This is a genomic window from Franconibacter sp. IITDAS19, assembly GCF_023079515.1.
In the GTDB taxonomy this organism is placed as follows: domain Bacteria; phylum Pseudomonadota; class Gammaproteobacteria; order Enterobacterales; family Enterobacteriaceae; genus Franconibacter; species Franconibacter pulveris.
Window position 1 is genome coordinate 1,165,334 of the sequence record NZ_JALJCP010000001.1, and the last position, 26,827, is coordinate 1,192,160.

Here is a 26,827-nt window from a genome sequence, read left to right on the forward strand (position 1 = left end):
ACATGTCTGGAGGATTAGTTACCGCAGCATACATTGTTGCCGCGATCCTGTTTATTTTTAGCCTGGCGGGGCTGTCGAAGCATGAAACCTCTCAGCAGGGCAACCGCTTCGGCATCGCCGGTATGGCGATTGCGCTTATCGCCACCATCCTCGGGCCGGAAACCGGCCACGTGGTATGGATAATCATTGCGATGGTTATCGGCGGCGCCATCGGCATGCATCTGGCGAAGAAAGTGGAAATGACTCAGATGCCGGAGCTGGTTGCCATTCTGCACAGCTTTGTCGGCCTGGCCGCCGTGCTGGTGGGCTTCAACAGCTACCTGCACCATAATCCGGGCCTGGATCCGGTGCTGGTGAATATCCACCTGGCGGAAGTGTTCCTGGGCATCTTTATCGGCGCGGTGACCTTTACCGGCTCCATCGTGGCGTACGGCAAACTGTGCGGCAAAATTTCGTCCAAACCGCTGATGCTGCCGAACCGCCACAAGATGAACCTGGCGGCGCTGGTGGTCTCCTTTGTGCTGCTGGTCGTCTTCGTGCGTACTGAAAGCGTGGGCCTGCAGGTGCTGGCGCTGCTGCTGATGACCATTATTGCACTGGCGTTCGGCTGGCATCTGGTCGCTTCTATCGGCGGCGCGGATATGCCGGTCGTGGTTTCCATGCTGAACTCCTATTCAGGGTGGGCGGCGGCGGCGGCGGGCTTTATGCTTAGCAACGATCTGCTTATCGTCACCGGTGCGCTGGTCGGTTCGTCGGGCGCCATCCTCTCTTACATTATGTGTAAGGCGATGAACCGCTCGTTTATCAGCGTCATCGCAGGCGGCTTTGGCTCAGACGGCGTGGCGAGCACCAGCAGCGACGAAGTGGGCGAACACCGTGAAATTAGCGCGGAAGAGACGGCGGACATGCTGAAGAACTCTCACTCCGTTATTATCACGCCGGGCTACGGCATGGCGGTGGCGCAGGCGCAATATCCGGTGGCCGAAATCACCGAAAAACTGCGCGCGCGCGGTATCAACGTGCGCTTCGGCATTCACCCGGTTGCGGGACGTCTGCCAGGCCACATGAACGTGCTGCTGGCCGAAGCGAAAGTGCCTTATGACATTGTGCTGGAGATGGATGAAATTAACGACGATTTCGCCGACACCGACACGGTGCTGGTGATCGGCGCCAACGACACGGTGAACCCGGCGGCGCAGGACGACCCGGGCAGCCCGATTGCTGGCATGCCGGTACTGGAAGTGTGGAAGGCGCAGAACGTCATCGTGTTTAAGCGCTCGATGAATACCGGTTACGCCGGCGTGCAGAACCCGCTGTTCTTCAAGGATAATACCCATATGCTCTTTGGCGACGCCAAAGCCAGCGTGGATGCGATCCTCAAAGCGCTGTAATCGTTTTTGTTGATAACGAACCGCTCTTCGGAGCGGTTTTTTTATTGGCGCAGTGAAAGCGCGGCATTAAAAAAGCCCGTCTGTTTGCACAGGCGGGCTTTCGCTTTACAGCGCCGCGACGTTAGTCGTCTTCGTCGTCGATTTCCACCGGCGTCTGGTAGTCGTCGGGCTTAATAACCAGCAGGTCGCAGCGCAGGTGGTCGATAACCTGTTCAGCCGTATTGCCGAGAAACGCGGCGGAAATACCGGTGCGGCCGATGGTGCCCAGCACCACGATGCCCGCTTCCAGATGTTCGGCCAGATCCGGGATAACCTCCTCCGGCAGCCCTTTTTCCACATGGGTCATCTTCTCGCTGATGCCAAACTTCTGCCGCAGCGCTTTCATCGCCAGCAGATGCTGGCCGCGGATAGCGTCGTTATACACGCTCGGGTCGAAATCAGGCAGTTCAATAGCGATATTGATAGGCGTGACCGGATAAGCGCCAACCAGGTGCACTTCGGTGTGGTTTACCTGTTCGGCAAGCTTCACCGTTTCACGGATGAGCTTTTCATTGAGCGCGTTGTGATAGGGCTCTTCACTGGCGAGATTGACCGCCACCACCGCTTTGCCGCCCTCCGGCCAGGGCTGGTCTTTCACCATCCAGACGGGGCAGGGACATTTGCGCAGCAGATGCCAGTCGGTCGGCGTGAAGATAACGGATTCGAGCTTGTCGTGCTGGTGGGTCATTTTCAGCAGTAGATCGTGCTTGCCGCTCACCACTTCCTGAATAATCGCTTCGAAAGGCCGGTTGTGCCAGACCACTTTGATATCGATTGGCACGCCCGCTTCAAGGTAGTACTGCGCCTGCTCGCGGATCCAGGCGGTGCGCTGGCTAATGACCCCCTGACGCATCGCCGTGCGCTCATCGGGAGACAGAAGGGTGGTCATTTCGTAAGAAAAGTCATAGATCGGCAAAAAGGCTTTGATTCGGCCACCAATCCGTTGATGCAGGTAAACTGCACGCCGTAACGCCGGCTGGTCATCCTGATTAGGATCGATGGCCACCAGCATGTTTTGATACTTTGCCATACAGGTTCTCCTTACAACTGCGTAACCACAGTCTGTAAGACAAGAGTAACCCATATATGTTGAATGAAACAGAGGGGAAATTATTGCCGGATCAATAAATCAGGAAATTCTATTGACCCGGCAAAAGAGTGAAATTACGCGACGTTACGGGACTGCCCGGCCAGCTCGGCAAGGATATCGCCATTTTCGATGGTGATGTATTTTCCCTTCACCGCCAGCATGCCGCTTTTCTGGAAACGTCCCAGCAGGCGGCTGATGGTTTCCACCGTCAGGCCCAGGTAGTTGCCGATATCGCCGCGCGTCATCGTGAGGCGGAATTCACGCGGCGAGAAGCCGCGCTGGGCGAAACGGCGGGAGAGATTATAGATAAAGGCCGCGAGGCGCTCTTCCGCATTCTTTTTGGAAAGCAGCAGGATCATATCCTGATCGCCTTTGATCTCGCCGCTCATCAGTCTCATCATCTGCTGGCGTAGGCTCGGCATCTTGCCGGAGAGATCGTCGAGAGTTTCAAACGGAATTTCGCACACCATTGAGGTTTCCAGCGCCTGCGCGAAGCTCGGATGATGCGCAGTGCCGATAGCGTCAAAGCCCACCAGGTCGCCCGCCAGGTGAAAGCCGGTGATCTGCTCGTCGCCCTGTTCGGTGATGGTGTAGCTCTTAATGGTGCCGGAGCGGATAGCGTAGAGCGATTTCAGTTCATCACCCGCTTTAAACAGCGTCTGGCCTTTCTGAATCGGCTTTTTACGTTCAATGATGTTATCAAGCTGGTCCAGCTCGTGTTCATTCAGCGTGAAAGGGATGCATAACTGGCTGATACTGCAATCCTGGCAATGGATGGCACAACCGCCAGACTGAATGCGTCGAATAATTCGCTTTTCCGGGATCATAGGTCTGCTCAAGCCGTAATTGATATCGGTCAATTTTAACATCTTTTTGTCCACGACGTAAGTGTGGTGAAACATCAATCAGAAATTTATGAAACAGGGCATGCGCTTTTTTACGTCATGCCCTTGATATTCAAGTAAATGTATAATTAGCAGGCGAATTATCTGTTCAAAGCAGGAAATAACCTTCGTGACGCAGCAGCCATTCTTTACGCTGCACGCCGCCCGCATAACCGGTCAGCGCGCCGCTGCGCCCGATTACCCGGTGACAAGGCACGACGATACTGACAGGGTTCGCGCCGTTGGCCGCCCCTACCGCCCGCGCTGCGCCCGCACGGCCAAGTGCTTCGGCCAGTTGACCGTAATGCATCACCTGGCCGCAGGGAATATCGCGCAGTCGCTTCCACACTTCCCGCTGAAAGGGGGTGCCTGCGGTGGCGGTCGGCAGCGTATCGATAATGCTGAGGTTGCCGTCAAAATAGTCGCGCAGCTTATCGCTAAGCCCGCCGGGGTTCTCGCTTGCCGCCCGCCTGAAGCCCTGCGCGCCGTAATGGATAACCAGCAGTTGTTCCATTCGGTCGCTGTGCTCTTCCCACTCCACGGCGCGCAGGTTGAACTGCTCATCGCAAATTACCCACAGCGGGCCCAGCGGCGTCGCTATTTTGTCTTCCAGAAACGTCAGCATTTTTCCCTCGCTTATCCCAGGCGCGGATAGACGCCCGGCCCAATTGGCAGGCCGATAAAATACCACGCCACCAGCATCACTAACCACACCGCCAGAAAAATGAGCGGGTACGGCAGCACCAGCGAGTAATAAGTGCCAAGCTTCGCCTGCGGACGGTAACGCTGTAAAAAGCCGAGAAACAGCGGCACGAAAGGCGAAACGGGCGCCAGCGGGATAACCGAGGAGTCCGCCACGCGAAACAGCACCTGGGCGAAGGCGGGGTGGAAACCAAGCAGCATAAACATCGGCACGAAAATCGGCGCCAGTATCGACCAGATTGCCGAGCCGCTGGCGATAAACATGCACAGCAGGGAAGAGAGCAGCGCCAGGCCGACAAACGCCGGCACGCCGCTGAGCCCCGCGCTCTCCAGCATATCGGTCAGCCCCACCGCCATGAATTTCCCCATATTGCTCCAGTTAAACATTGCCACAAACTGCGCGAGGGGGAACACCATAACGATAAAACCGGCCATCTCTTTCATCGGGTCAATCATCAGTTGCGGCAGGTCGCCCTGACGGCGGATTTTGCCGGTGGCGATGCCGTAAGCGAGCGAGATGGCAAACAGAAACAGGATGATTAACGGCACAATGCCGCTGATAAAGGGCGAGGGCAGCACCGTGTGCTTCACCGGGTCGCGCAGCAGGCCGTTTTCCGGCACCACCAGCAGGGCCACGACGCCAATAAACAGCAGCGCCACTATGCCCGTCACCCGCAAACCGCGGCGCTGCTCACCGGTGAGTGTTTGCAGCTTTTCATCGCTTTGACCCTCCCAGCGGCCCAGGCGCGGTTCGATGAGCTTATCGGTTATCAACCCGCCGGTGAGCGTCAGCACAATCACTGAGGTTGCCATAAAAAACCAGTTATCGATGACGCTGACATGCATGGCCGGGTCGATGCTTCGCGCCGCCTCGCTGCTGATGCCGGAAAGCAGCACGTCGGTCGTGACGATAAGCAAATTGGCGGTAAAGCCGCAGCCGACGCCCGCAATAGCGGCGAGCAGCCCCGCTACCGGATGACGCCCGACGGCGAGAAAAATAAGCGCCCCCATCGGCGGCATGATAACCAGCGCGGCGTCAGACGAGATATGGCTCAAGAAGGCGATAAACAGCACCATGTAGCTTGCATAACGCGCGCTGACGTGGGAGGCCATTTTTACCATCAGCGTAGGCAACAGTCCTACACGCTCGGCAAAACCGGCGCCCAGCACCAGCGCGAGAATCGCGCCGAGCGGGGCGAAGCCGCTGAAGTTTTTAATAACGTTAGGCAAAAACCAGTGCAGCCCGTCGGCGCTGAGCAGGTTTTTCACCGCCACCATTTTCCCGTCCGCCGGGTTGCGTACCGCCACGTCAAAGGCGGAAAGCACGGCGGTGGAAACAGCCAGAATAACAATCAGATAGATAAAGAGCAGAAACGGGTGCGGGACTTTATTTCCCACACGCTCCACCCAGCCATACAGCTTGCCGGAAGGGGTGTCCGTCGGTATGGAAGAGATACTCATGGGCGCTCCTCGGGTTGTCGTTGTGTTTGCGTTGTTGTGTTTTATTATTTTAAAGGTGACGGCGTCACGTTTTTCGGTATCGGGCAGTGGTAAGGCTGCTCGCTAACGGTCTCTTGATGCTCTTGCCGGCACGCCGTTAACAGCGTCGCGTCCTGTAGCACGCGTATTGCCGTGGCGCCCATCACTTTCGCCGCCAGCAGCATCCCTTTGTGCGCTATCGAGGTGCGTCCCTGGCTTACCAGCTGCCAGGTGTGCAGCGGCGTGCCGACGGCGAAACAGGGGCTGAAGCACTGCGCTACCGGCAGCTTCCAGCTCACGTCGCCCACGTCTGTCGACCCCGCCAGTACGGCATCGGTGGCGGCCCAGGGCGCGACCTCGTCAATCAGCAGCGTGTGGCGGTGTTTTTTGGCGAAAGCTTTCCCCGCTTCGCCGCCGGTGTTGGCAATATTATTGAGGCTGTTTTGCAGGTCATTCTCGCTGAGCGTGGCGCGAAGGGTTCCGGCAAAACGGCGCTCATCTTCACTCCAGCGCGGCGTGCCGAAATGCTGCAGCGCGTCGTACATCGCGCCTTCCAGCGTGCGGTTTGGCAGGTAGCTGGAGCAGGCTTTTTCAAAACGCGCCTGTACGGTGGTTTCGGTCATCAGCGCTGCGCCTTCGGCGATGTTGTTGATGCGCGCGTAAATGCGCTGCGCCTCAGCCATCTCCGGCGCGCGAATCAGGTAAAGCACTTCCGCCTGCGCCTGAACGACGTTAGGCGAGATGCCGCCGGTATCGGTAATGGCGTAATGCACGCGCGCTTTTTCGATAAGATGCTCGTTGAGGAAGTTGCTGCCGGTGGTCATCAGGGTTACCGCATCCAGCGCGCTACGCCCGAGGTGCGGCGAGTTCGCCGCGTGGGCGGCGATGCCGGAGAAGCGGTACGCCACCTGGATATTAGCCAGCGTGCTGGTGCTGAAAATCCCGGCGAACGCCTCCGGGTGCCAGGTCACGGCGGCGTCAACGTCATCGAAAAGCCCTTCGCGCACCATAAAGGTTTTGCCGGAGCCGCCTTCTTCCCCAGGGCAGCCGTAGAAGCGCACCGTGCCGCCGCCATGCTGCACCAGCCAGTTTTTCACCGCCACGGCGCCTGCCAGCGCTGCAGTGCCGAGCAGGTTGTGGCCGCAGCCGTGGCCGTTGGCGCCTGGCGTTACCGGGCAGGGTTCGGCGGTTCCCGCCTGCTGGCTCAGGCCCGCCAGCGCGTCATACTCGCCGAGCAGGGCGATAACCGGTTTGCCCTCGCCGAAGCTTGCGACAAAGGCAGTTTCAATGCCGCCGGCATTGCGCGCGACGGCAAACCCTTCCGCCTCTAACGCCTGCGCCAGTCGCGCGGCGGACCAGCGCTCCTCAAAGCGGGTCTCCGGGTGATCCCAGATATCATCCGCAATGGCGATAAAATCATCGCGGCGCGTCTCCAGCGCATCGTCAACAAATGCGTAAACGTTCTCCATCACACACCCCGCTGCCAGGGAAAGTGAAGCGCCAGGCGCGAGAGGGTCATTGCCGCCACCGTCATCACCTGCTCGTCAAAGTCGAACCGCTCGTTGTGATGCCCGGCGCTGAGCTCAGTACCGAACACCACATAAGACGCTTTGCCGCCGCGCGCCTGCACCTGCGCCATCATCAACGTCGCGTCCTCTGAACCCGCAGGGCCCTTCACGGTCTCCACCGCTTCTTTTACGCCTGCGCACTGCAACGCCTGTTCGCGGATAAACTGCACCCATTCAGGCGTTGGGCGACTGCTGGTGGCCGCGCCCATCATGCGCATCTCCAGCTCCACGCCGTGCATCGCCGCCGCGCCTTCAATCACCGCCTTTGCGCGTTCGAACACATACTCGTTGACCGCCTCCGTTTCGCCGCGGGTTTCCACTTTCATGGTGGCTGAAGCAGGCACCACGTTGCGCCCGCTGCCTGCCTGCAACAGGCCGACATTCACCCTGGAGGCGCCTTCGCTGTGCGGGGAGATAGCATGCAGGCCAAGCGCCGCCTGCGCCGCCGCCAGCAGGGCGTTGCGGCCCTGTTCCGGCTTGCCGCCCGCATGAGAGGCCACGCCGGTAAAGCGCACGTCGAACTTGGTGGTCGCCATAAAGTTATCGCTGCCGCAAACCACCGTGCCCGCAGGGACGCCAGTGCCGATATGCACCGCGGTGAAATAATCGACATCATCCAGCACGCCCGCCGCCACCATGGCGCGCGCGCCGCGGGTGCCTTCCTCGGCAGGCTGAAAAATAAGCTTGATGGTGCCGTTGAGCTGCGATTCGTACTTCTTCAACACGTGCGCCAGCGCAAGACCAATGGTGGTGTGGCCGTCATGGCCGCAGGCGTGCATCATGCCAGGGTTGCACGAAGCGAACCCTTCCCGAAAAGGACGGTGGCTCTCATCGAGCCGCTCATCGAGGTCCAGCGCATCCATATCCACGCGAAAGGCGATAACCGGGCCGGGTCGGCCGGTAGCCAATGTCGCGACCAGCCCCGTGAAGCCGCCGGAAAAGGCGGGCAACCAGCGTTCCACCGCCCCCTGTTCGCGGGCGCGCGCCTCTTCACGGGCCAGGGTCGCTTCATCCGGCAGGCCCATCCGCGCCTGGGCATTTACTACATCGCGCCCCAGCGCAAGCTGATAACCCAGCCCGTGCAGGATCTCCGCCACATGGCTTGCGGTTCGAAACTCCAGCCAGCCCGACTCGGCATAATGATGAAAATCGCGACGCCACGCCTGCATCTGCGGCGCAAGGGAGCGAAGGTAATCGGCGATAGGTTCCATAACGTTTTCTTTTCCTGTATCAGCAAAATAGGTGAGCCAGCTCACATTGTGATAGCTTTTGCTTATCACTCAGCGCTATTCATACGTTTTTACCGTTCAAGGCTTACCCTGACACAAGCCTTTGCTTTACAGTAGATGCCAGTTTCTTTTGTCTGATAAACAATGGTTATCGGGGTAGGGATGTCTTTTCAGGTTAAATTTCACCAGATCCGCGCCTTTGTGGAAGTGGCCCGTCACGGCAGCATTCGCAGCGCCAGCCGCACGCTGAATATCTCCCAGCCCGCGTTAACCAAATCGATCAAGGAGCTGGAAGAAGGGATAGCCGCGCGTCTGTTTATTCGCCGCAGCCAGGGGGTGGCGCTGACAGAATGCGGGGAGAGTTTTTATCAGCACGCGAGGCTGATTCTGGAAGAGCTGCGCGCCGCGCAGGAGGATATCCGCCAGCGCCAGGGGCAGCTTGCCGGACAGATAAACATTGGCCTTGGCGCAAGCGTAGCGCGAAGCCTGATGCCAGCGGTGATCTCTCGCTTTCACCAGCAGCATCCGCAGGTCAAAGTCAGGATTATGGAAGGGCAACTGGTGTCGATGATTAACGAGCTGCGCCAGGGCGAACTCGATTTCACTATCAACACCTATTATCAGGGGCCGTACGACAGAGAGTTCACCTTTGAAAAGCTGTTTGAAAAGCCGTTTGCCGTCTTTGCCCGCCAGGGGCATCCGGCGGCGGCGGCCCGTTCGCTTGATGAGCTAATGGCTTATGACTGGACGATGCCGACCCCGCGCGGCAGTTATTACAAGCATCTGGAAGATCTTTTCCACCACCGGGCGCAGACGCCCCGCATCAGCGTGGTATGCGAAACGTTCTCTTCCTGCATAAGCCTGGTGGCGCAGAGCGATTTTTTGTCGATATTGCCGCAGGAGCTGGGCGCGGACCCGCTGCTGGCGCCGCGGCTTACGCAAATTCCGGTGGCGGAGAGCCTGCCGAAGGCCGCTTACTACCTGATCCAGCGGCGCGACACCACGCCAACGCCGCTCACCAGCGCCCTTATCACCGCATTTCGCCGTGAATCCCGCCCATAAAAAATAGAGCCTGCCGACATCAGCCAGGCTCTACAGGACACAGCAGTGCTTCCGGGACCTTGCCCCACACTTATTCCGTACACTGTGGGTATGAATATATATACGCGCTTTTCAGGCGGGACGTGATGACCGTTAAGTGACATCTTTCACAAATAGTTAACATTTATTTATCTATTCCTGTTTTTCGCTGTGAATTGCTCAAAAGGTAGGCAAAAAAGCGCCCTTAAGAAGAATTCCACTGGTTTTACATCCATAATTGTGGCTTCTTAGCGGTCCTCTTTTTCCGGGCGCGGCAGCGTTGAGCCGCGTGCGGAGGAGGGTTATAGTGTGAACCTTTGCGCAGTACCCGGAGGATTGACCGTGCACCCTGACGACAAATCGCTTTTTCTTGACGCCATGGAAGATGTCAAACCCCTTAAAAATTGTGAATCCACGCAGTGGGTGAAGCCGGTGAAAAACCGCGCCCCGCAGCGGCTGGATGCGCTGCAGCTGGATAACTTTCTCACCACCGGTTTTCTTGACATCATACCGCTCGCCGAGCCGCTGGAGTTTAAACGCGAAGGGCTGCAAAACGGCGTGCTGGAGAAGCTGCGCCTTGGCAAATACAGCCAGCAGGCGAGCCTCAATCTGCTGCGCCAGCCGGTGGAGCAGTGCCGCCAGCAACTGTTCGCTTTTATCCATCAGGCCCGTCGCGACGGCCTTCGCAACCTGCTTATCATTCACGGCAAAGGGCGGGAAGATAAGTCGCATGCCAATATTGTGCGCAGCTATCTGGCGCGCTGGCTGACCGAGTTCGATGAAGTGCAGGCCTACTGCACGGCGCTTGCGCATCACGGCGGCGCGGGCGCCTGCTACGTGGCGCTGAAAAAATCGGACGAGGCCAAACAGGAGAACTGGGAACGGCACGCCAAGCGCAGCCGTTAATCCAGCAGCAACGCCAGCTCCCGGGCGGCATTTTGCAGTTCCGGCAGCACGCGGGTTCGCAGCTCTTCAGCGGAAACCTGCCCCGCGTGCACCCCCACGTTCAGCGCCGCTTCCACACCCCCCTGCGGGTTCATCAGCGGCACCGCAATCGACCGCAACCCCATCTCCAGTTCCTGATCGTTTAGCGCATAGCCTTGCTGGCGCACCCGCTTTAGCTCTTCGCGCAGCTTCGCCACCGAATCTACCGTCTGCGGCGTATAGCGGATCATCGTAATGCGCCCAAGCAGTGCGTTTAACTGCTCTTCCGGAAGGTAGCTTAAGAGCACGCGGCCCATGGAAGTGGACCAGGCGGGCAGGCGGCTGCCGATATCCAGATCGATAGTCATGATGCGCGAACTGGAGGCGCGGGCGATATAGAGAATGTCGTCGCCGTCCAGCGTGGCGATAGAGCAGGACTCATTGAGCATTTCGCTTAGCTGTTTCAGCACCGGCTGGGCGGCGCGCGCCAGCGGCGTCGAGGCGAGATAGGCGTGGCCGAGCGAAAGAATGCGCGGGCGCAGCTGATAGTTTTTGCCGTCTTCCGCATACACAAACCCGAGCTTGCCAAGCGTGTAGAGGCAACGACGCACGGCGGCGCGCGGGATGCCGGTCTTCTGGCTTATTTGCGAAATAGAAAGCAGCCGCCGCTGCGGCGTAAAAGCCTGAATCACTTCCAGCCCCCGCGCCAGCGAAGCCATAAAATTCGGGTCGCCCTTAAACGGGTCGGCGTCGCCGCTAAGGCGGTCTTGCGGATGTATCGCCATCATTTTTCTCCTGATTACGCGCTCGATCACACTCTGCGAACAAAGATAACCCATGTTCGATTATCGCACCATATTTCGATTATCGCCCTTGACCGGACTCGTTAGCGGCGTCACATTTTGTTCGAACAACGCATAACGGTGCGATGATCGCACATCAAGGAGCAGAGGATGATTGATAAAAGCGTGCCCTCGCTGGAAGAGGCCGTCGCCGGGATCCCGGACGGCGCCACCATCATGATTGGCGGCTTTGGCCCCGCCGGTCAGCCCACCGAGCTGATTGACGCCCTGATAGCCCAGGGGGCGAGCGACCTCACTATCATCAACAACAACGCCGGCAATGGCGAAGTGGGGCTGGCCGCGCTGCTGAAGGCGGGGCGGGTGCGCAAAATGATCTGCTCCTTCCCGCGCCAGGTAGACTCCCAGGTGTTCGACGATCTCTATCGCCGCGGCAAAGTGGCGCTGGAACTGGTGCCGCAGGGCAACCTGGCCGCCCGCATTCAGGCGGCGGGGGCGGGGCTTGGCGCCATCTTTACCCCGACCGGCTACGGCACGCCGCTCGCCGAAGGCAAAGAGACCCGCGAAATCGACGGTCGCCATTACGTGCTGGAATACCCGCTGAAAGCGGACTTCGCGCTTATCAAAGCTTTCCAGGGCGACCGCTGGGGCAACCTGGTCTACCGCAAGGCGGCGCGCAACTTCGGGCCTATCATGGCGACGGCGGCCGCCACGACCATCGCGCAGGTCAGCCAGCTGGTGCCGTTGGGGGAGCTTGACCCCGAGCACATCATCACCCCCGGCATTTTCGTGCAGCGCGTGGTGGCGCTGGATCCGGCTTCCACTCTGGCGCAGAGCGCATAAGGATATTCACTGATGAAACGACTCACCCGTGACGAAATGGCGCAGCGCGTGGCGCGCGATATCCCGGAAGGGGCTTATGTGAACTTAGGCATTGGCCTGCCGACCCGCATCGCCAACTATCTGCCCGCCGATAAAGAGATCTTCCTGCACAGCGAAAACGGCCTGCTCGGCATGGGGCCGAAGCCCGCGCCAGGGGAGGAAGATCCGGAGCTTATCAATGCCGGAAAAGAGCACGTCACGCTGCTCACCGGCGGCAGCTTTTTCCACCACGGCGACTCGTTCGCCATGATGCGCGGCGGGCATCTGGATATTTGCGTGCTCGGCGCCTATCAGGTTTCCGCGTCGGGCGACCTGGCGAACTGGAGCACCGGCGCGCCGGACGCCATTCCGGCGGTGGGCGGCGCGATGGATCTCGCCATCGGCGCGCGCCAGGTTTTTGTGATGATGGAGCTGCTTACGCGCGAAGGCGAGAGCAAGCTGGTGGAAGCCTGCAGCTATCCGCTTACCGGCGTCGGTTGCGTCAGCCGTATTTATACCGACCTCGCGGTCATCGATATCACCCCTGAAGGGCCGGTCGTGCGTGAAATCGTCAACGGCCTCTCTTTTGAAGAGCTGCAGCGGCTGACGCCGGTCAAACTCAGCTTCGGGCAACTGGCGCAGAGCGCGTAAGGAACGATAATGACTCAGGCTTTTATTTGCGATGCGGTACGCACCCCCTTTGGCCGCTTTGGCGGTACGCTGGCTGGCGTGCGCGCCGACGACCTGGCGGCGCTGCCGTTAAAAGCGCTGCTGGAGCGCAATCCGAATCTCGACCCGGCGCTGATTGACGACATAATTTACGGCTGCGCAAACCAGGCGGGGGAGGATAACCGCAACGTGGCGCGCATGGCGCTGCTGCTGGCAGGCCTGCCGGAAACGGTGCCAGGCAGCACCGTCAACCGCCTGTGCGGCTCAAGCCTCGACGCCATCGGCGTGGCGGCGCGGGCCATTAAAAGCGGCGAAACGCACCTCATGGTGGCGGGCGGCGTGGAGAGCATGTCCCGCGCGCCGTTTGTGATGGGCAAAGCGCAGAGCGCTTACAGCCGCAGTATGGCGCTTGAAGATACTACCATCGGTTGGCGCTTCATCAACCCGTTAATGAAAGCGCGTTATGGCGTCGATTCCATGCCGGAAACGGCGGAGAACGTCGCCGCGCAGTTTGGCATCAGCCGCGAAGACCAGGATGCTTTCGCGCTGCGCAGCCAGCTTCGCACCGCCCGGGCCCAGGAAATGGGGCTGTTTGACGATGAGCTTATCCCGGTGCTTATCCCCCAGCGCAAAGGCGAGCCGCTCAGCTTTACCCGCGACGAACACCCGCGCGCCACCTCGCGCGAGGCGCTGGCGAAACTCAAGCCGGTGGTACGGGAGGACGGTACGGTGACGGCAGGCAACGCCTCCGGCGTAAACGACGGCGCCTGCGCGCTGTTGCTGGCAAGTGAGCAGGCGATGCGTACGCACGGTTTGCAGCCGCTGGCGCGGGTGGCCGGCGTGGCGACAGCGGGCGTGGCGCCGCGCATTATGGGCTTCGGCCCGGCGCCGGCGGTGCGTAAAGTACTGGCGCAAACGGGTTTGTCGCTTGATCAGATGGACGTTATCGAACTTAATGAAGCGTTTGCCGCCCAGGCGCTGGCGGTAACGCGCGACCTCGGGCTGCCGGATGCGGCAGAGCATGTGAACCCCAATGGCGGGGCCATCGCGCTCGGCCACCCGCTTGGCGCTTCCGGCGGCCGCATCGCCATGACCGCCGCGCTGCAGCTTAAGCGCACCGGCGGGCGCTACGCCCTGTGCACCATGTGCATCGGCGTAGGACAAGGCATAGCGCTTATTATCGAACGCGTTTAAGGAGCCGGAATGAAACTTCTCACCCCGCTGCTGCGGCCTTCCAGGCTGACGCCGCTTTTCAGCGACGAAGCGACGCTGCAACGGATGCTGGATGTCGAGGCGTCGCTTGCGCAGGCGCAGGCGCAGTGCGGCATTGTGCCTGCGCAAGCGGCGGCAGTGATAGCGGACCATTGCAAGGTCGCGCAATTAGACCTCGGCGCGCTGGCGCAGGCGGCGGCGGGCGCGGGCAACCTCGCCATTCCGCTGGTCAAGCAGCTTACCGCCTGCGTAAAGGCCGCGGATGACGAAGCGGCCCGCTATGTGCACTGGGGCGCCACCAGCCAGGACATCATCGACAGCGGACTGATGCTGCAACTGCGCGACGCCTTCACGGAAACCGAAGCCTTGCTGAAGGATCTGCTGGCCGCGCTGGCGCAGCAGACGGCGCGCCACCAGCAAACGGTGATGGCGGGGCGCACCTGGCTGCAACATGCGCTGCCCACTACCTTTGGGCTGAAGCTCGCAGGCACGCTGGATGCGCTGCTGCGCTGGCAGGAAAGGCTGAAAGAAATTCGTCCGCGCGCGCTGGCGGCCCAGTTTGGCGGCGCGGCGGGGACGCTGGCCTCACTTGAGGAAAAGGGGCCGCAGGTGGCGCAGGCGCTGGCCTCAGCGCTTTCACTTTCGCTTCCCGACACGCCCTGGCACAGCCAGCGCGACAGGCTGCTGGAGGTGGGCGGCTGGTATGCAGGCGTCGCCGCCACGCTTGGTAAGTTCGCCAGCGATTTCGCCTTGCTGATGCAGACCGAAGTTGGGGAAGCGGCGGAGCCGGTAGCGCAAGGGCGCGGCGGCTCGTCCGCCATGCCGCACAAGCGCAACCCGGTCGCCTGCGCGGCTATTCTCACGGCGACCACGCGGCTGCCCGGCCTGATGGCGACGCTTTACGCAAGCCAGCTACAGCAGCATGAAAGGGCGCTCGGCGGCTGGCAGGCGGAGTGGGAGACGCTGCCGGACATTATTACCCTTGCCGGCGGGGTTATGCAGACCAGCCTTGAGCTGATCCGAGATATGCAGGTCTTCCCGGAAAAAATGCGCGAAAACCTGCACATCACCCATGGGCTGATTATGGCCGAGCCAGTGACGCTAAAGCTTGCTGAGCATATCGGCAAACAGGCGGCGCACCAGCATCTGGAGCCGCTTTGCCACCGTTCGCTGGATGAAGGCGTGGCGCTGCAGACGCTGCTGGTCGATGACGCGCTTATCCGCCGCTATTTTTCCGAAGATGAGATCGCGCGCCTGCTTTCGCCGCTGGAGGCGACCGGCAGCGCGCCGGTCTTTATCCGCCAGGTGCTGGCGCGTTACAAGGAATCGTTATGACACTTCATTATCAACTCGACGGGCCTGAAGGGGCGCCGGTCGTGGTGCTCTCCAACTCGCTTGGCACCACGCTTTCCTTATGGGAGCCGCAGCTGGCGGCGCTGACAGCGCGCTTTCGCGTGCTGCGCTACGACACCCACGGCCATGGGCAAACCGCCAAAAAGGGGCGGGTGACGTTGTCACAACTTGCCGGGGATGTGCTTACGCTTCTGGATTTTCTCAACATTAAAAAAGCGCACTTCTGCGGCATTTCTATGGGCGGGCTGACAGGATTGTGGCTGGCGCGTTTCGCACCGGAGCGCCTGCTTTCCGTTACCATCGCCAACAGTGCGGCGAAAATTGGCGAGCCGGCGGGCTGGCTGGATCGCGCCCGTAGCGTGCGTGAGGAAGGGATGGCCACTGTTGCCGCAGGCGCAGCGCAGCGCTGGTTCAGCGAGGCGTTCCGTCACCGCTCGCCGCAGCTTATCGAGCCGCTTATTGACCAGCTCGCCCGGTCCGACGCCGAAGGCTACGCCGCCTGCTGCGAGGCGCTGGCCGAAGCCGATCTGCGCCATGAAATAAAGGCGATTACGCTGCCGCTGCTGGTTCTCGCCGGGGAGCAGGACCCGGTGACCACCGTCGCCGACGGCGAGTTTCTTCAGCAGCAGGTCGCCGGTTCGCAGCTTACGATAGTGCCCGCTTCGCATTTATCCAATGTTGAAGCGCCGCAGGCATTTAACGACGCGTTAATCGCTTTTTTACTCAGTCAGGAGGCACGGCATGCAGGATGAGGAACGTTACGAGCAGGGGATGGCGGTGCGTCGGGCGGTGCTGGGCGACGCGCATGTGGATCGTACGCTGGCCAACCTGACGCCGCTTAACGACGAGTTTCAACACTTTATTACCCGCTACGCCTGGGGCGAAACCTGGACGCGTCCTGGCCTCGATCGCCATACCCGCAGCATGATAACCATCGCTATGCTGATTGCCCTGAACCGCGAAGCGGAGCTGAAAATGCACCTGCGCGCGGCGTTTAACAACGGCGTCACGCGGGAGGAGTTAAAAGAGCTGATCATGCACTCCGCGCTCTATTGCGGCCTGCCTGCCGCTAACGCGACGATGCATCTGGCGCAGCAGGTTTTCGACGAGCAGGACGCGCAGCAGGAGGGTTAGGTTACTACGCTTATTCATGCGGCTTATTCATGCGCCCGGCCATTCTCGCCGGGCGTTTTGTTTTAAGGCGTATCGCTTCTGCAAGCCTTGCTCGCCCGCGTTTTCACTTACTGATAGGCATTTCAAATGAAGATGATTCGTCTTTTATTCATATGTTTCTTCAATTAAAGAATGCTAGCATGTTCTGTGACTGAGTTAACGAATCAATGAGGCAGTATGAAAATCAAGCTCATCGCGGTCGATATGGACGGCACCTTTCTGAACGACAAAAAAACCTACGACAAGGCGCGGTTCCTGCAACAGTATCGCGCGCTGAAGGAAAGGGATATCCAGTTTGTGGTGGCGAGCGGCAACCAGTATTACCAGCTTATCTCCTTCTTCCCGGAAATTCGTGACGAGATCTCGTTTGTCGCGGAGAACGGCGCGCTGGTTTACGACCATGGCGAGCGCGTTCACCACGGCGCGCTAACCCGTGAGCAATATCATGCGGTGATTGACGCGCTCTCGGCGTTTGAGGGAATTAACTTCGTGGTCTGCGGCCTGGAAAGCGCGTATTACCAGGCGGGCGCGCCGGAAGCTTTCGTCAGCCTGATGGCAAAACATTACCATCGCCTGCAACCCGTAGAAGATCTCTACGCAATCGACGATGTTATTTTCAAGTTTTCGCTGAATCTGCCGGATGCGGAAATTCCTTCGCTGGTGGAAAGCCTGCACCACACGCTGGATGGCATCGTGAAGCCGGTGACCAGCGGCTACGGCTTTGTCGATTTAATCATCCCCGGCTCGCATAAAGCCAGCGGCCTGCTGCGCCTGATGAAGCGCTGGGGCGTGGAAAAAGCGCAGTGCGTTGCGGTGGGCGACAGCGGCAACGACGTGGAGATGTTACAGCTCGCAGCCTATTCCTTCGCTATGGATAACGCGGTGAGCGATGTGAAAGCGATAGCGAAATACGCAACCGGCTCTAACAACGACAGCGGCGCGTTGCAGGTGATTGACGCGGTGCTGAAAGGGGAAGCGCCTTTTAACGAGGCGTGACAGTTGTCGCCGTACGGGCGGAGCGCTTAGCACAAAGGCGGGGCGCTTAGCACACGGCGGGGCGCTTTGCTGAGCCGTTTTGGCAGGCGTCGTCTGCAGCACCCCTCAAAGGGGCGAGGGTGAAGCCCGAACGCCGTAAAGGCGGAGCGAACAACAACCCGGCGGATGGCGCTGCGCCCGCCCGCCGGGAGAGAGGGCTTACACGCTTCGCGCACTGAGCCACTGCTGCCCATACTGGTCCGCCACCAGCAGCGCGGCGTAAACCTGGTCTATCGTTACGCCGCCTGGCATATTGTGGATGGTTTCGCCTTCGGCGCAGGCCGCCTGCGCCACGAGGCGCATTTTCGCTGCCACATCTTCTTTGATATCCAGCTCTGCGAGGGTGACCGGCAGCCCGACCGCATGCGTCAGGCGCAGAACCGCTTCCAGCTCTTCCTGCGGCGCGTTTTCCAGCACCAGTTGCACCAGCGTGCCGAAGGCGACTTTTTCGCCGTGGTAATAGTGGTGAGCGTCGGGAATTGCCGTGAGCCCGTTGTGCACCGCGTGCGCCGCCGCGAGCCCGCCGCTTTCAAAACCGACGCCGCTAAGATAGGTGTTCGCTTCCACTACGCGCTCCAGCGCTTCGGTAACCACATGCTGACGTGCGGCGAGCATCGCTTTTTCCCCTTCGGCCAGCAGCGTTTTATAGCAAAGTTCCGCCAGCGCGAGCGCGGCCTGGGTGCTGCGCCCGCCTGCCATGGTGACTGCGCCGCTGCGTGCGCAGGCGCGCGCCTCAAACCAGGTGGCGAGGGCGTCGCCAATGCCCGCCGCCAGCAGACGCGCCGGGGCGCCCGCGACGATCTGCGTATCCACCGCCACGATATTGGGGTTCGCAGGCAACAGCAGGTAGCGTTCAAATTCGCCGCTGTCGCTGTAAATGACGGAAAGCGCGCTGCAGGGCGCGTCGGTAGAGGCAATGGTGGGCGCAATCGCCACCGGCAGCGCCATAAAATGGGCCAGCGCTTTGGCGGTATCGAGCGTTTTACCGCCGCCGATGCCCAGCACCGCGCCGCAGCGCGCGCGCTCAGCGAGCGTACGTAAACGGTTAATTTCGTTTTGCGAGCATTCACCGCCAAACGGCGCGATTTCCGCTTTCACGCCCGCCTGTGCAAAGCTTGCGCGAAGCTGCTCCTCTACCAGACCGAGCACGAATTTATCGCCCACCACCAGGCAGGTGGCCGCCAGCGGTTTGATATATTCCCCTATGCGCGCCAGCACGCCTGCGCCCTGGATGTATTTGCCGGGTGACTGAATAATACGGTCCATAAACTGCCTCCTTACGTTATAAGTTCCGATAACGAAACGGCTTTTCGCGTTTCTTTCTCAAGTCTACCCGCGCCAGGGCGCGCTTTTTTTGCGCTATATCCAGGCAGGATGTAAAAATCAGCGGCAAACAGGGACGTCGCTTAGCCGGGTGGTCCAGGCGGGCGAGAGGTATTCGCGCTTCATTCCCCACGCCTGCGTGATGCCCTGGCCGGCGAACCAGAGGCGATTTTTGCCCTGCTGATTAAGCTTATCCATCACCGTCATTAGCGCTTCGCTGTTGGCTTTTGGCGCATAGGGGTCGAAAAGATTGAGCTGCGCCACGCCCTGGCTGAAAAAGTCGCCCAGCATGACGCCAGCCTTCTGATAGTGCAGCCCTTCGCGCCAGATAGCCTCCAGACAACGGACGGCGGCGGCGAGAATATCGCGGGTGTCGTGAGTGGGCGTGGAGAGGGTGATGCCGGCGCGGTTACTGTAGTAAGGGGCATGCGCGTCGTGCGGGCTGGTTTTCACAAAAGCGCTGACGTAGCGGCAGTATTGCCTTTCGGCGCGCAATTTTTCCGCCGCCCGCGCCGCCCAGGTGCAGATGCCTTCGCGCACCTCTTTATAGTCGCTGACTTTTTTACCAAACGAGCGGGAGCTGATTATCTCCTGCTTCGTGGCGGGCGTCTCTTCAAAAGCCAGGCACGACTCGCCCCGCAGCTCGCGGACCGTGCGCTCCAGCACCACGCTGAAATTTTTACGGATAAAGCCAATATCGCTTTGCGCCAGCTGCAGCGCGTTCTCAATTCCCATCGCATTAAGGCGCGACGAGAGCCGACGCCCCACGCCCCAGACTTCGCTCACCGGCAACAGGGCCATCAGCTTGCGCTGGCGCAGCGGGCTTGAGAGATCCACCACGCCGCCGGTTTTGGTCCAGGTTTTCGCCGCATGGTTAGCGAGCTTGGCGAGGGTTTTGGTTGGCGCAATGCCGACGCCCACCGTCAGCCGGGTATGCTGATAGACGGTGTCGCGAATCGCACGACCGAAGGTTTCCAGGTCGCCGATACCGCTTAAATCGGCAAAGGCTTCGTCGATGCTGTAGACATCGACCCGCGGGCACATCGCTTCAAGCGTGGTCATCACCCGCTGGCTCATGTCGCCGTAAAGCGCATAGTTGCTGCTGAAGACCACCACGCCTTCGCGCTCCAGCAACGCTTTTTGCTGAAAGTAAGGCGCGCCCATTTTGACGCCAAGCCGCTTTGCCTGCGCCGAGCGGGAAATAATGCAGCCGTCATTGTTCGACAGCACCACCACCGGCTTGTTAAGCAGATCCGGCCGCCAGATAGTCTCGCAGCTGGTATAGAAGCTGTTAACGTCAATGAGGGCGTACATGGTTCTGCGCCCGTGTAGTTTGTCTCAGCGCGCCAGCGGCAGAGCGAAGGGCCGCCGGGCGAATAACGCCTGGCGGAAAGCGAAATCGGGTTGCGCCATCCATAGTGATCTCCTGGATACTGTTTTTATATACAGTATTCTTAAAAGCCGATGATAATCAAGGCGCTTTACGGACTTTTTTAGCCAATACGGAAAAAGCCCTGCCATCCGGGCCGAACCGTCAGCGTGACCTGCGGTTGCCAAACTGCAGGTTGATCATTCATACGCAGCGCTTCACGATACGGGCTGACGCAGGCAACAAGGGAAAACCATGCAATTACTTAATGAACTGGAACGATGGCTAACGGAAACGTTGCCTGAAGTGGCGGCGGATCTTAACCCGGGCGCCGATGCGCAAACGCTGGAAGCCCTTCAGTCGATGCTGCCTGGCGCGCCGCTTCCGCCAGCCTTTCTCTCGCTTTATCGCTGGCACGATGGCCAGAAGATGGAGGTAAATAGCGGCCCGTGGTATGGGTTGAGTTTTCTGCCGCTCGACCAGGTGATGCAGGAGTTGAAAAGCTGGCGGGAGGTTGCCGAAAGCTTTTCGCCGCTGGAGTGGGCAGAGATGAACAGCGGCATGTCGTCCACGCCCCAGGGGTATATTAAATGTGAATACAGCAATCCGCGATGGGTGCCTTTCGCCTGTGACTGGGGCGGAAATTATCTGGGTATCGATCTCGATCCCGACGCGCTGGGCGCCCCGGGGCAGGTTATTAACTTTGGTCGTGATGAAGCGCGAAAAATTGCCGTAGCGTCGGATTTAGACGCTTTCCTGGCATGGATGCTGACGGAACTGAAGGCGGGAAACGTCAACATCCGCGAAGAAGAAGATGGTGGCAGAAGTTTTAACACGCTGAGGCCGGAAAAATACCATTTCCTGGACTCGCTGGCGGTTATGTTTCCTGCGAAATAGCGGCAAAACACGGCCCGGCGGCCGCGTTTTTAGCGCAGCAGCATCAGCGGCAGGCGGCGGCGGAACAGCATGTCCGCCGCGTGGCGGCCGATAAAATAGCGCCGCCGCTGCGAGTGTCCCCAGGCGCCCATCACGATAAGGTCGATGTTATGCGCTTGCGCATGGCGGCAGAGCGAGTCGGCCACCGAGGTCCCCTCCAGCATAAACGCCTGCGCCCGGATGCCCGCTTTATGTAATGCCTCAAAGGCATCCTGAAGGGCGGTGGCATTGCCGTTTACCATCACAATATGGCATTCCATGCCGTAGAGCAGCGGGCTCGCCGTCAGGCGCGCCAGGTGTTTGCGGCACTCCATGCTGGCGTCATAAGCAAACAGGGCGCGGGATGGCGCCGTGAAGGTCTCCGGCACCGCCAGCACCGTTCCGCGATGCAGGCGAATCAGGCTCTCCAGCGGGCTGCCGACCGGGTGGCGCGCGCCGTCATCGCCGAGCACCAGCAGGCGTGTTTCTGTCAGTTCTTGCAGGATTTCAGCAGGCGAGCCCTGTTTTTGCAGCTGTTGCGCCTTCTCATAACCGGACGGCTTTAGCCGCGCGGCGCACTCAGCCAGCAAGGCCTGGCCCTGCGCCATGCGTAACCGCCGCCGCTCCGCTTCGACTTCCCCAAGTTGCGTTGTAAGCGACGTTTCACCGATCATGACGTCAGGGCGGTCAACCTCCGCCAGCATATGCAGCAGGGCGAGCGGCGCGCCGAGGGTGGCCGCCACCCAGGCGGCGTAGTCGCATACGGAGCGGGCGGCGGCTGACGCTTCCAGGCAGGCAATAACAGGTTTATTCATCACTCTCCCTTTGCGACAGGTCGCCCGCGTTGTATTCCCTGATTATTCCGATAAACGCCCGCAGGCTGGCGGGAATATGGCGGTTCGCCGGGAAGTAGAGAAACAGCCCGGGGATTTCCGGGCACCACGCTTCTAACACTTTGACCAGCCTGCCAGCGTTTAACGCCTCCAGTGCGCTGAGCTCCGGCACATACGCGATGCCAAGGCCCGCCGCGGCGGCATCCACCATCAGGCGCGAATTGTTCAGGGTCAGAACGCCAGGCGCATCGACCGCCACCTCTTCACCTTTTTGGCCAAATTCCCACCGGTAACGCTTGCCGCCCGGCAACCGTTGGCGAATGCAGACGTGCCGGGAAAGATCCTGCGGGGTAAGCGGCGAACCGTGCAGGGCAAGGTAGTCCGCAGACGCGACCGTGATAAAACGCTGCGTTTCCCCGATGCGCACGGCGACCATATCCGCCGGTACGGCTTCGCCAAGCCGGATGCCGGCGTCAAACCCCTGTTCGACAATATCGACCAGCCGGCCATCTTCCACTAAATCGAGCTCTACCGAAGGATAACGGCGCAACCAGGCGGGCACGACGGCGGCCAGCAACAGGCGAATCGCCTCTTCGCTGCCGTTGATGCGCAGCGTGCCTATCAGCTGCCCCTGCGTGTCGGCTGTCTCCTCAAGCGCCTGCTCCAGCCCGGCAATATGCGGCGCGATGCGCGTTAACAGCTGCTCGCCCGCCTGGGTTAAGCCCACGCTTCGGGTCGTGCGGTGCAGCAGACGAACGCCCAGCCGCGCCTCAAGACCCTTAATGGCATGGCTGAGCGCAGAGCGGGTGACGCCGGTCAGTTCCGCCGCCCGGCGAAAACTTCGCGCTTCCGCCACCGCCATAAAAGCCTTGAGATCGGCAAGCGTAGGCCGGTTAACTGGTGAATGCATTTCACCTCCTCATGCAGTTTAGCGTGGCTTATTTTGACAATCATACTGGCATAAGCTCAAAGGCGTACGTTTTTACTACAGGAGAGCGGAAAAATGGCAAAAACCTGGTTTATTACCGGCACCTCAACCGGCCTTGGCCGTTTACTGACAGAGCGTCTGCTGGCGCGCGGCGACAGCGTTATCGCCACCCTGCGCAGGCCCGGCGCGCTGGATGATTTGCAGGCGCGCTATGGCGAGCAGTTGCGCATAGTGATGCTGGATGTCACCGATACCGCAGCGACGCGGGCTGCGCTGAAGCAGGCTTTTGACCAGGCGGGGCGTATCGACGTGCTGGTCAACAACGCGGGCTACGGGCTGTTTGGCGTGGCGGAAGCGGTGAGCGATGCGCAAATCGAGCGGCAAATAGCCACCAACCTGACCGGCTCCATTCAGCTTATCCGCGCCGCGCTGCCTTACCTGCGCGCGCAGGGCGGCGGGCGCATTGTGCAAATCTCCTCTGAAGGCGGGCAGATAGCCTACCCCAACTTTAGCCTCTACCACGCGACCAAATGGGGCATTGAAGGGTTTATCGAATCCGTGGCCCAGGAGGTGGCGACGTTTGGCATTGATTTCCTGATAATCGAGCCAGGCCCGACCGCGACAAGTTTCGCCACCGGTCTTGACCTGGCCGCGCCGCTGCCCTGCTATGAGAATACGCCCGCAAGCGAGATGCGCCGCGCCATCGCCTCGGGCGACTTTGCCATTAAAGGCGATGCGGCGAAAACGGTGGAGGCCATTATCCTGACGGCCGATTTGCCCGCGCCGCCTTTGCGTCTGGCGCTCGGCAGCACCGCTTATCAGTCGATTAGCAAGGCGCTGGCGGCGCGGCGCAAGGAGCTGGAGGAGAATAAGCCGCTGACGCTCTCCGCCGACCGCGAGGATGCCTGATGGGGAGAGGTTGAGGCGCGGCCGTCGTTCAGCGGGCGATTCCACTTTTCGCATTCGCGCAAAGCCGCCGGAATCCGCAACTATACTTGCTGAACGACTGCCTCTCCCTGCGCCGGATAAAACATGACTGCCAACGACGCCAGCTCCTCTCCATGCCCCATCTGCAAGCACGGTATTATCGGCGACCTGCGAACCTGCGCGCTGGTCACCACGCAAGGCGCTATCGATTTCTGGTGCTGGCCGGAACTCGACAGCCCTTCGCTGTTTAGCGCCCTGCTGGATAATGAGCGCGCGGGCGCTTTTACGCTTTCGCCGCAAGGGGAAGGGTGGCGTTCCGTGCAGTTTTATCTGCCGGACAGCAATATTCTGCAAACCCGCTGGCTATCGCAGCACAGCGTCGTTGAGCTGAACGACTTTATGCCGGTTCAGGCCTCTGCGGAGGCGCTGCCTTGCATTGTGCGCCGGGTTAAAGTGGCGCAGGGTGAGGCGACATTAACCATGCGCTGTAGTCTGAAGTTTGATTACGCCAGGCTTACGCCCGATCTCCAGGTGCTGGAAAACACCGCCCTCTGGCAGGCGGAGAATCAGCAAACCGTCACGCTGAACGCTTCTGTGCCGCTGACCGCCGAAGAGGGGGCTGTGCAGAGCCAGTTCACGCTGCGCTGCGGCGAAGAGGCTTTTTTTATTCTCGGCAGCGAAGCCGTGACGGCGCAGGGGCAGAAGGAAGTGGAACGGCTGCACCACGATACCCTCGCATTCTGGCAGCAGTGGGTCGGCAAAAACAAATACCGCGGGCGCTGGCGGGAGATGGTGATCCGCTCCTCGCTGGTGCTGAAACTTTTAAGCTCAACACGACATGGCTCTATCGCCGCCGCCGCCACGTTCGGTCTGCCGGAGCTTATCGGCGGCGAGCGCAACTGGGACTACCGCGCTGGCTGGATCCGCGATGCGTCCTTTAGCTGCTATGCGCTTATCCGTCTTGGCTATATTGACGAAGCGAAAGCGTTCGGCCACTGGGTGCGCACCTGCATGGAGAACAGCCAGTTTGAGCCGGATAAATTGCAGGTAATGTACCGGCTGGACAGCGGCACCGATTTACAGGAGCACGAACTGCCGCACCTGGCAGGCCACTTCGGTTCAACGCCGGTGCGTATCGGTAATGGCGCTTACCAGCAGCGCCAGCTGGATATCTACGGGGAACTGCTGGACACCCTTTATCTCACGACAAAATATGGCGACGGCATACCGCATCGCGGCTGGCAGCACGTTATCCGGCTGGTCGATCACGTCTGCGATATCTGGAACAGCCCCGACGCCGGGATCTGGGAGATGCGCGGCGAACCGGAGCACTTTCTCTACTCGCGCCTGATGTGCTGGGTGGCGCTCGACAGAGCATTGCGCCTTGGCGCTAAACGCTCGCTGTCGATGCCTTATGAACGATGGGAAAGCGTGCGCCAGGCTATCCGCGAAGATATCTGGACCCACTTCTGGAACCCGGATCTCGGCCATTTTACCTCGACCCGCCATGGCAGCGATCTCGATGGTTCCATGCTGCTGATGCCGCTGTTTCGCTTCGTCAGCGCCAAAGACCCCGACTGGCTGGCGACCCTCGACGCCATTAAAAACAAACTGGTGCGCGGCGGCATGGTGCGCCGCTATATCGCCAGCGAAACGCCGGCGGATTCCCTGCACGGCGAAGAGGGCTACTTCGTCGCCTGTTCGTTCTGGTATGTCGAATGCCTCGCCCGCGCCGACCGGTTAGAAGAGGCGCGCATTGAATTTGAAAAAGTGCTGATCCACGCCAACCATCTGGGGTTGTACGCAGAGGAATTTGATCCGCTCGGCAACGCGCTGGGCAATTTCCCGCAGGCGCTTTCTCATCTGGCGCTTATCAGCGCGGCGTATTATCTGGATAAGAAAATGGCCGGGGACGAGCTGACATGGCAGCCGTAGCGGGGCGTTTACAGAAAGGGTAAGCCGCGCAGTGGCGCACGGCGCGGCTCATGAGGTTTAAAATCAGAATATCAGCTGTACTTTCGCCGCGCGTTCTTTATCTGAGGCGAGTTCCAGCGCGGCGACCGCCTCTTCCATGTTTAATTGCGCAGAGAGTAACGGCAGCGGGTTGATTTTCCCTGCCTCCAGCCATCTGACCGCAGTAGTGAACTCGTCGATAAAGCGGAACGAGCCGCGCAGCTGGATCTCTTTCACCAGCAGCGGTCCGACAGGGTAGTTTACCTCCGCCGCGCCCATACCGAGCTGCACGATAATGCCGCCGGGGCGGGTGTAGCCCACCACCGACGCCACCGCAGAAGAGGCGCCGGAGGCTTCAAAACAGACGTCGAATGTGCCGCCATTCGCCGACCATGCCTTAATAACCTGTTCATCACGCGGATCCTGCGCGCAAGACGCGCCCATCTCCTGCGCCAGCGCCCGACAGCGTGCGCTGATGTCCGTGGCGATAACCTCGGTTGCGCCAGAGGCGAGCGCCGCTGCGATAACCAGACAGCCAATCGGCCCTGCGCCGGTGACCAGCACGCGCTTGCCGGTCAGATCGCCCGCCTGCTTAACGGCGTGAATACAGACGGCGAGCGGCTCGGCGAAAGCGATCGTTTCAGGTTTTGCGGCTTCGGAGTAGGGCACACATTGCGCCGGATTAACCGCGACATATTGCGCGAATCCGCCGTTCACATGCGGATAAAACTGCGCGCTGCCCATAAAGCGCATTGCGCGGCACAGGTTCTGTTTGCCGCTGAGGCAAATGTCGCACTGCTGGCAGGGCTGGGAAGGGTTAATCGCCACGCGCTGGCCGGGCTTCAGGGCGCTTTCACGCGGCGCCTGCTCAATGACGCCGACAAATTCGTGTCCCAGCACCATCGGCGATTTGAGCACGGACATGCCAGCCCGACCATGCTGGAAATAGTGGATATCAGAGCCGCAAATGCCCCCGCGTTCCACTTTGACCAGCACCTGATCCTCATTCCAGGCGAGAGTGTGAGTTTCCAGGCGCACATCACGCGCCCCTTTGACCATAACGGCTTTAACAGTTTTATTCTGCATGATG

At 60.1% G+C, this 26,827-nt stretch carries 25 protein-coding genes; 13 read left to right on the top strand and 12 right to left on the bottom strand.

The features are described from left to right. The first annotated feature begins 2 nt into the window (after nt 1-2). Nucleotides 3-1,391, top strand: coding sequence for a Re/Si-specific NAD(P)(+) transhydrogenase subunit beta (gene pntB / locus MT962_RS05615; protein ID WP_024557634.1), 1,389 nt, complete (start codon nt 3-5; stop codon nt 1,389-1,391). 121 nt (nt 1,392-1,512) lie between these two features. On the opposite strand, the gene uspE is transcribed toward pntB, so the two are convergent. The 6 genes from uspE to MT962_RS05645 all read right to left on the bottom strand — a co-directional run bounded on the left by uspE (nt 1,513) and on the right by MT962_RS05645 (nt 8,364). After that, on the bottom strand, nt 1,513-2,460 hold the full coding sequence (gene uspE, locus MT962_RS05620) for a universal stress protein UspE (RefSeq protein ID WP_024557633.1): 948 nt from the start codon (nt 2,458-2,460) through the stop codon (nt 1,513-1,515). A gap of 134 nt (nt 2,461-2,594) precedes the next feature. After that, the gene (gene fnr / locus MT962_RS05625; RefSeq protein WP_049293342.1) at nt 2,595-3,347 is read right to left on the bottom strand and encodes a fumarate/nitrate reduction transcriptional regulator Fnr; all 753 of its coding nucleotides are present in this window, start codon (nt 3,345-3,347) and stop codon (nt 2,595-2,597) included. Nucleotides 3,348-3,513: 166 nt separating this feature from the next. After that, nucleotides 3,514-4,029: a methylated-DNA--[protein]-cysteine S-methyltransferase gene (gene ogt, locus MT962_RS05630; RefSeq protein ID WP_028019804.1), complete on the bottom strand. Its 516-nt coding sequence runs from the start codon at nt 4,027-4,029 to the stop codon at nt 3,514-3,516. 11 nt (nt 4,030-4,040) lie between these two features. After that, on the bottom strand, nt 4,041-5,567 hold the full coding sequence (gene abgT, locus MT962_RS05635; protein ID WP_247364935.1) for a p-aminobenzoyl-glutamate transporter: 1,527 nt from the start codon (nt 5,565-5,567) through the stop codon (nt 4,041-4,043). A 44-nt stretch (nt 5,568-5,611) separates the two neighbouring features. Then, a complete protein-coding gene (locus MT962_RS05640; protein ID WP_247364936.1) occupies nt 5,612-7,054 on the bottom strand; it encodes a M20 family metallopeptidase in 1,443 nt (480 codons plus the stop codon). Beyond that, complete coding sequence (locus tag MT962_RS05645) at nt 7,054-8,364, bottom strand: M20 family metallo-hydrolase (RefSeq protein ID WP_247364946.1); 1,311 nt, start codon at nt 8,362-8,364, stop codon at nt 7,054-7,056. The genes MT962_RS05640 and MT962_RS05645 overlap by 1 nt, the downstream gene beginning before the upstream one ends. A gap of 180 nt (nt 8,365-8,544) precedes the next feature. On the opposite strand from MT962_RS05645, the gene MT962_RS05650 reads away from it, so the two are divergent. Next, nucleotides 8,545-9,444 (top strand): LysR family transcriptional regulator, encoded by a 900-nt coding sequence (locus tag MT962_RS05650; protein WP_048887384.1) that lies wholly within the window; start codon nt 8,545-8,547, stop codon nt 9,442-9,444. A 360-nt stretch (nt 9,445-9,804) separates the two neighbouring features. Then, the gene (gene smrA, locus MT962_RS05655; protein ID WP_024555873.1) at nt 9,805-10,368 is read left to right on the top strand and encodes a DNA endonuclease SmrA; all 564 of its coding nucleotides are present in this window, start codon (nt 9,805-9,807) and stop codon (nt 10,366-10,368) included. Here smrA and MT962_RS05660 read toward each other — a convergent pair. Then, nucleotides 10,365-11,171, bottom strand: a complete 807-nt coding sequence (locus MT962_RS05660) for an IclR family transcriptional regulator C-terminal domain-containing protein (RefSeq protein ID WP_024555872.1) — start codon at nt 11,169-11,171, stop codon at nt 10,365-10,367. The two genes, smrA and MT962_RS05660, sit on opposite strands and share 4 nt — an antisense overlap. 168 nt (nt 11,172-11,339) lie before the next feature. Here MT962_RS05660 and MT962_RS05665 point away from each other — a divergent pair, with 168 nt between their 5' ends. From MT962_RS05665 to MT962_RS05695, 7 genes are all read left to right on the top strand, one after another. Beyond that, nucleotides 11,340-12,029, top strand: a complete 690-nt coding sequence (locus tag MT962_RS05665) for a 3-oxoacid CoA-transferase subunit A (protein ID WP_024555871.1) — start codon at nt 11,340-11,342, stop codon at nt 12,027-12,029. Between the two features lie 12 nt (nt 12,030-12,041). After that, nucleotides 12,042-12,698 (top strand): 3-oxoacid CoA-transferase subunit B, encoded by a 657-nt coding sequence (locus MT962_RS05670; protein ID WP_024559681.1) that lies wholly within the window; start codon nt 12,042-12,044, stop codon nt 12,696-12,698. Between the two features lie 9 nt (nt 12,699-12,707). Beyond that, nucleotides 12,708-13,910 carry a 3-oxoadipyl-CoA thiolase gene (gene pcaF, locus MT962_RS05675; protein WP_024555869.1) on the top strand — a complete coding sequence of 401 codons (1,203 nt, stop codon included), beginning with the start codon at nt 12,708-12,710 and terminating at the stop codon, nt 13,908-13,910. 9 nt (nt 13,911-13,919) lie between these two features. After that, complete coding sequence (locus tag MT962_RS05680) at nt 13,920-15,263, top strand: 3-carboxy-cis,cis-muconate cycloisomerase (protein WP_247364958.1); 1,344 nt, start codon at nt 13,920-13,922, stop codon at nt 15,261-15,263. Beyond that, entirely contained in the window at nt 15,260-16,033 is a 774-nt protein-coding gene (gene pcaD / locus MT962_RS05685) for a 3-oxoadipate enol-lactonase (RefSeq protein WP_247364961.1), read from the top strand. Before MT962_RS05680 ends, pcaD begins: the two co-directional genes overlap by 4 nt. Continuing rightward, entirely contained in the window at nt 16,023-16,415 is a 393-nt protein-coding gene (pcaC, locus tag MT962_RS05690) for a 4-carboxymuconolactone decarboxylase (protein WP_024555866.1), read from the top strand. Before pcaD ends, pcaC begins: the two co-directional genes overlap by 11 nt. 216 nt (nt 16,416-16,631) lie before the next feature. Further along, a complete protein-coding gene (locus MT962_RS05695) occupies nt 16,632-17,450 on the top strand; it encodes a Cof-type HAD-IIB family hydrolase (RefSeq protein ID WP_024555865.1) in 819 nt (272 codons plus the stop codon). A 198-nt stretch (nt 17,451-17,648) separates the two neighbouring features. Here the strand turns inward: MT962_RS05695 and MT962_RS05700 are convergent, their stop codons facing one another. Further along, complete coding sequence (locus tag MT962_RS05700; RefSeq protein ID WP_247364964.1) at nt 17,649-18,755, bottom strand: glycerol dehydrogenase; 1,107 nt, start codon at nt 18,753-18,755, stop codon at nt 17,649-17,651. A gap of 117 nt (nt 18,756-18,872) precedes the next feature. Further along, nucleotides 18,873-20,126, bottom strand: a complete 1,254-nt coding sequence (gene umuC, locus MT962_RS05705; RefSeq protein ID WP_247364978.1) for a translesion error-prone DNA polymerase V subunit UmuC — start codon at nt 20,124-20,126, stop codon at nt 18,873-18,875. A 310-nt stretch (nt 20,127-20,436) separates the two neighbouring features. Here umuC and MT962_RS05710 point away from each other — a divergent pair, with 310 nt between their 5' ends. Further along, nucleotides 20,437-21,078 (top strand): SMI1/KNR4 family protein, encoded by a 642-nt coding sequence (locus MT962_RS05710; protein WP_247364980.1) that lies wholly within the window; start codon nt 20,437-20,439, stop codon nt 21,076-21,078. A 29-nt stretch (nt 21,079-21,107) separates the two neighbouring features. Here the strand turns inward: MT962_RS05710 and MT962_RS05715 are convergent, their stop codons facing one another. Further along, entirely contained in the window at nt 21,108-21,911 is an 804-nt protein-coding gene (locus MT962_RS05715) for a universal stress protein (protein ID WP_247364982.1), read from the bottom strand. Then, entirely contained in the window at nt 21,904-22,839 is a 936-nt protein-coding gene (locus tag MT962_RS05720) for a LysR family transcriptional regulator (protein WP_247364984.1), read from the bottom strand. Before MT962_RS05720 ends, MT962_RS05715 begins: the two co-directional genes overlap by 8 nt. A gap of 93 nt (nt 22,840-22,932) precedes the next feature. Between MT962_RS05720 and MT962_RS05725 the strand changes: the two genes are divergently transcribed. Continuing rightward, nucleotides 22,933-23,766 carry an SDR family oxidoreductase gene (locus MT962_RS05725; RefSeq protein WP_247364987.1) on the top strand — a complete coding sequence of 278 codons (834 nt, stop codon included), beginning with the start codon at nt 22,933-22,935 and terminating at the stop codon, nt 23,764-23,766. A 123-nt stretch (nt 23,767-23,889) separates the two neighbouring features. Beyond that, complete coding sequence (locus tag MT962_RS05730) at nt 23,890-25,719, top strand: glycoside hydrolase family 15 protein (protein WP_247364989.1); 1,830 nt, start codon at nt 23,890-23,892, stop codon at nt 25,717-25,719. A 63-nt stretch (nt 25,720-25,782) separates the two neighbouring features. On the opposite strand, the gene idnD is transcribed toward MT962_RS05730, so the two are convergent. Further along, nucleotides 25,783-26,823, bottom strand: a complete 1,041-nt coding sequence (gene idnD, locus MT962_RS05735; RefSeq protein WP_024560259.1) for an L-idonate 5-dehydrogenase — start codon at nt 26,821-26,823, stop codon at nt 25,783-25,785. Nucleotides 26,824-26,827: the final 4 nt, after the last annotated feature.

Coding starts and splice junctions, on each gene's coding strand:
- pntB (WP_024557634.1), top strand. CDS start 3: ATGTCTGGAGGATTAGTTACCGCAGCATACATTGTTGCCGCGATCCTG.
- uspE (WP_024557633.1), bottom strand. CDS start 2,460: ATGGCAAAGTATCAAAACATGCTGGTGGCCATCGATCCTAATCAGGAT.
- fnr (WP_049293342.1), bottom strand. CDS start 3,347: ATGATCCCGGAAAAGCGAATTATTCGACGCATTCAGTCTGGCGGTTGT.
- ogt (WP_028019804.1), bottom strand. CDS start 4,029: ATGCTGACGTTTCTGGAAGACAAAATAGCGACGCCGCTGGGCCCGCTG.
- abgT (WP_247364935.1), bottom strand. CDS start 5,567: ATGAGTATCTCTTCCATACCGACGGACACCCCTTCCGGCAAGCTGTAT.
- MT962_RS05640 (WP_247364936.1), bottom strand. CDS start 7,054: ATGGAGAACGTTTACGCATTTGTTGACGATGCGCTGGAGACGCGCCGC.
- MT962_RS05645 (WP_247364946.1), bottom strand. CDS start 8,364: ATGGAACCTATCGCCGATTACCTTCGCTCCCTTGCGCCGCAGATGCAG.
- MT962_RS05650 (WP_048887384.1), top strand. CDS start 8,545: ATGTCTTTTCAGGTTAAATTTCACCAGATCCGCGCCTTTGTGGAAGTG.
- MT962_RS05660 (WP_024555872.1), bottom strand. CDS start 11,171: ATGGCGATACATCCGCAAGACCGCCTTAGCGGCGACGCCGACCCGTTT.
- MT962_RS05665 (WP_024555871.1), top strand. CDS start 11,340: ATGATTGATAAAAGCGTGCCCTCGCTGGAAGAGGCCGTCGCCGGGATC.
- MT962_RS05670 (WP_024559681.1), top strand. CDS start 12,042: ATGAAACGACTCACCCGTGACGAAATGGCGCAGCGCGTGGCGCGCGAT.
- pcaF (WP_024555869.1), top strand. CDS start 12,708: ATGACTCAGGCTTTTATTTGCGATGCGGTACGCACCCCCTTTGGCCGC.
- MT962_RS05680 (WP_247364958.1), top strand. CDS start 13,920: ATGAAACTTCTCACCCCGCTGCTGCGGCCTTCCAGGCTGACGCCGCTT.
- pcaD (WP_247364961.1), top strand. CDS start 15,260: ATGACACTTCATTATCAACTCGACGGGCCTGAAGGGGCGCCGGTCGTG.
- pcaC (WP_024555866.1), top strand. CDS start 16,023: ATGCAGGATGAGGAACGTTACGAGCAGGGGATGGCGGTGCGTCGGGCG.
- MT962_RS05695 (WP_024555865.1), top strand. CDS start 16,632: ATGAAAATCAAGCTCATCGCGGTCGATATGGACGGCACCTTTCTGAAC.
- MT962_RS05700 (WP_247364964.1), bottom strand. CDS start 18,755: ATGGACCGTATTATTCAGTCACCCGGCAAATACATCCAGGGCGCAGGC.
- umuC (WP_247364978.1), bottom strand. CDS start 20,126: ATGTACGCCCTCATTGACGTTAACAGCTTCTATACCAGCTGCGAGACT.
- MT962_RS05710 (WP_247364980.1), top strand. CDS start 20,437: ATGCAATTACTTAATGAACTGGAACGATGGCTAACGGAAACGTTGCCT.
- MT962_RS05715 (WP_247364982.1), bottom strand. CDS start 21,911: ATGAATAAACCTGTTATTGCCTGCCTGGAAGCGTCAGCCGCCGCCCGC.
- MT962_RS05720 (WP_247364984.1), bottom strand. CDS start 22,839: ATGCATTCACCAGTTAACCGGCCTACGCTTGCCGATCTCAAGGCTTTT.
- MT962_RS05725 (WP_247364987.1), top strand. CDS start 22,933: ATGGCAAAAACCTGGTTTATTACCGGCACCTCAACCGGCCTTGGCCGT.
- MT962_RS05730 (WP_247364989.1), top strand. CDS start 23,890: ATGACTGCCAACGACGCCAGCTCCTCTCCATGCCCCATCTGCAAGCAC.
- idnD (WP_024560259.1), bottom strand. CDS start 26,823: ATGCAGAATAAAACTGTTAAAGCCGTTATGGTCAAAGGGGCGCGTGAT.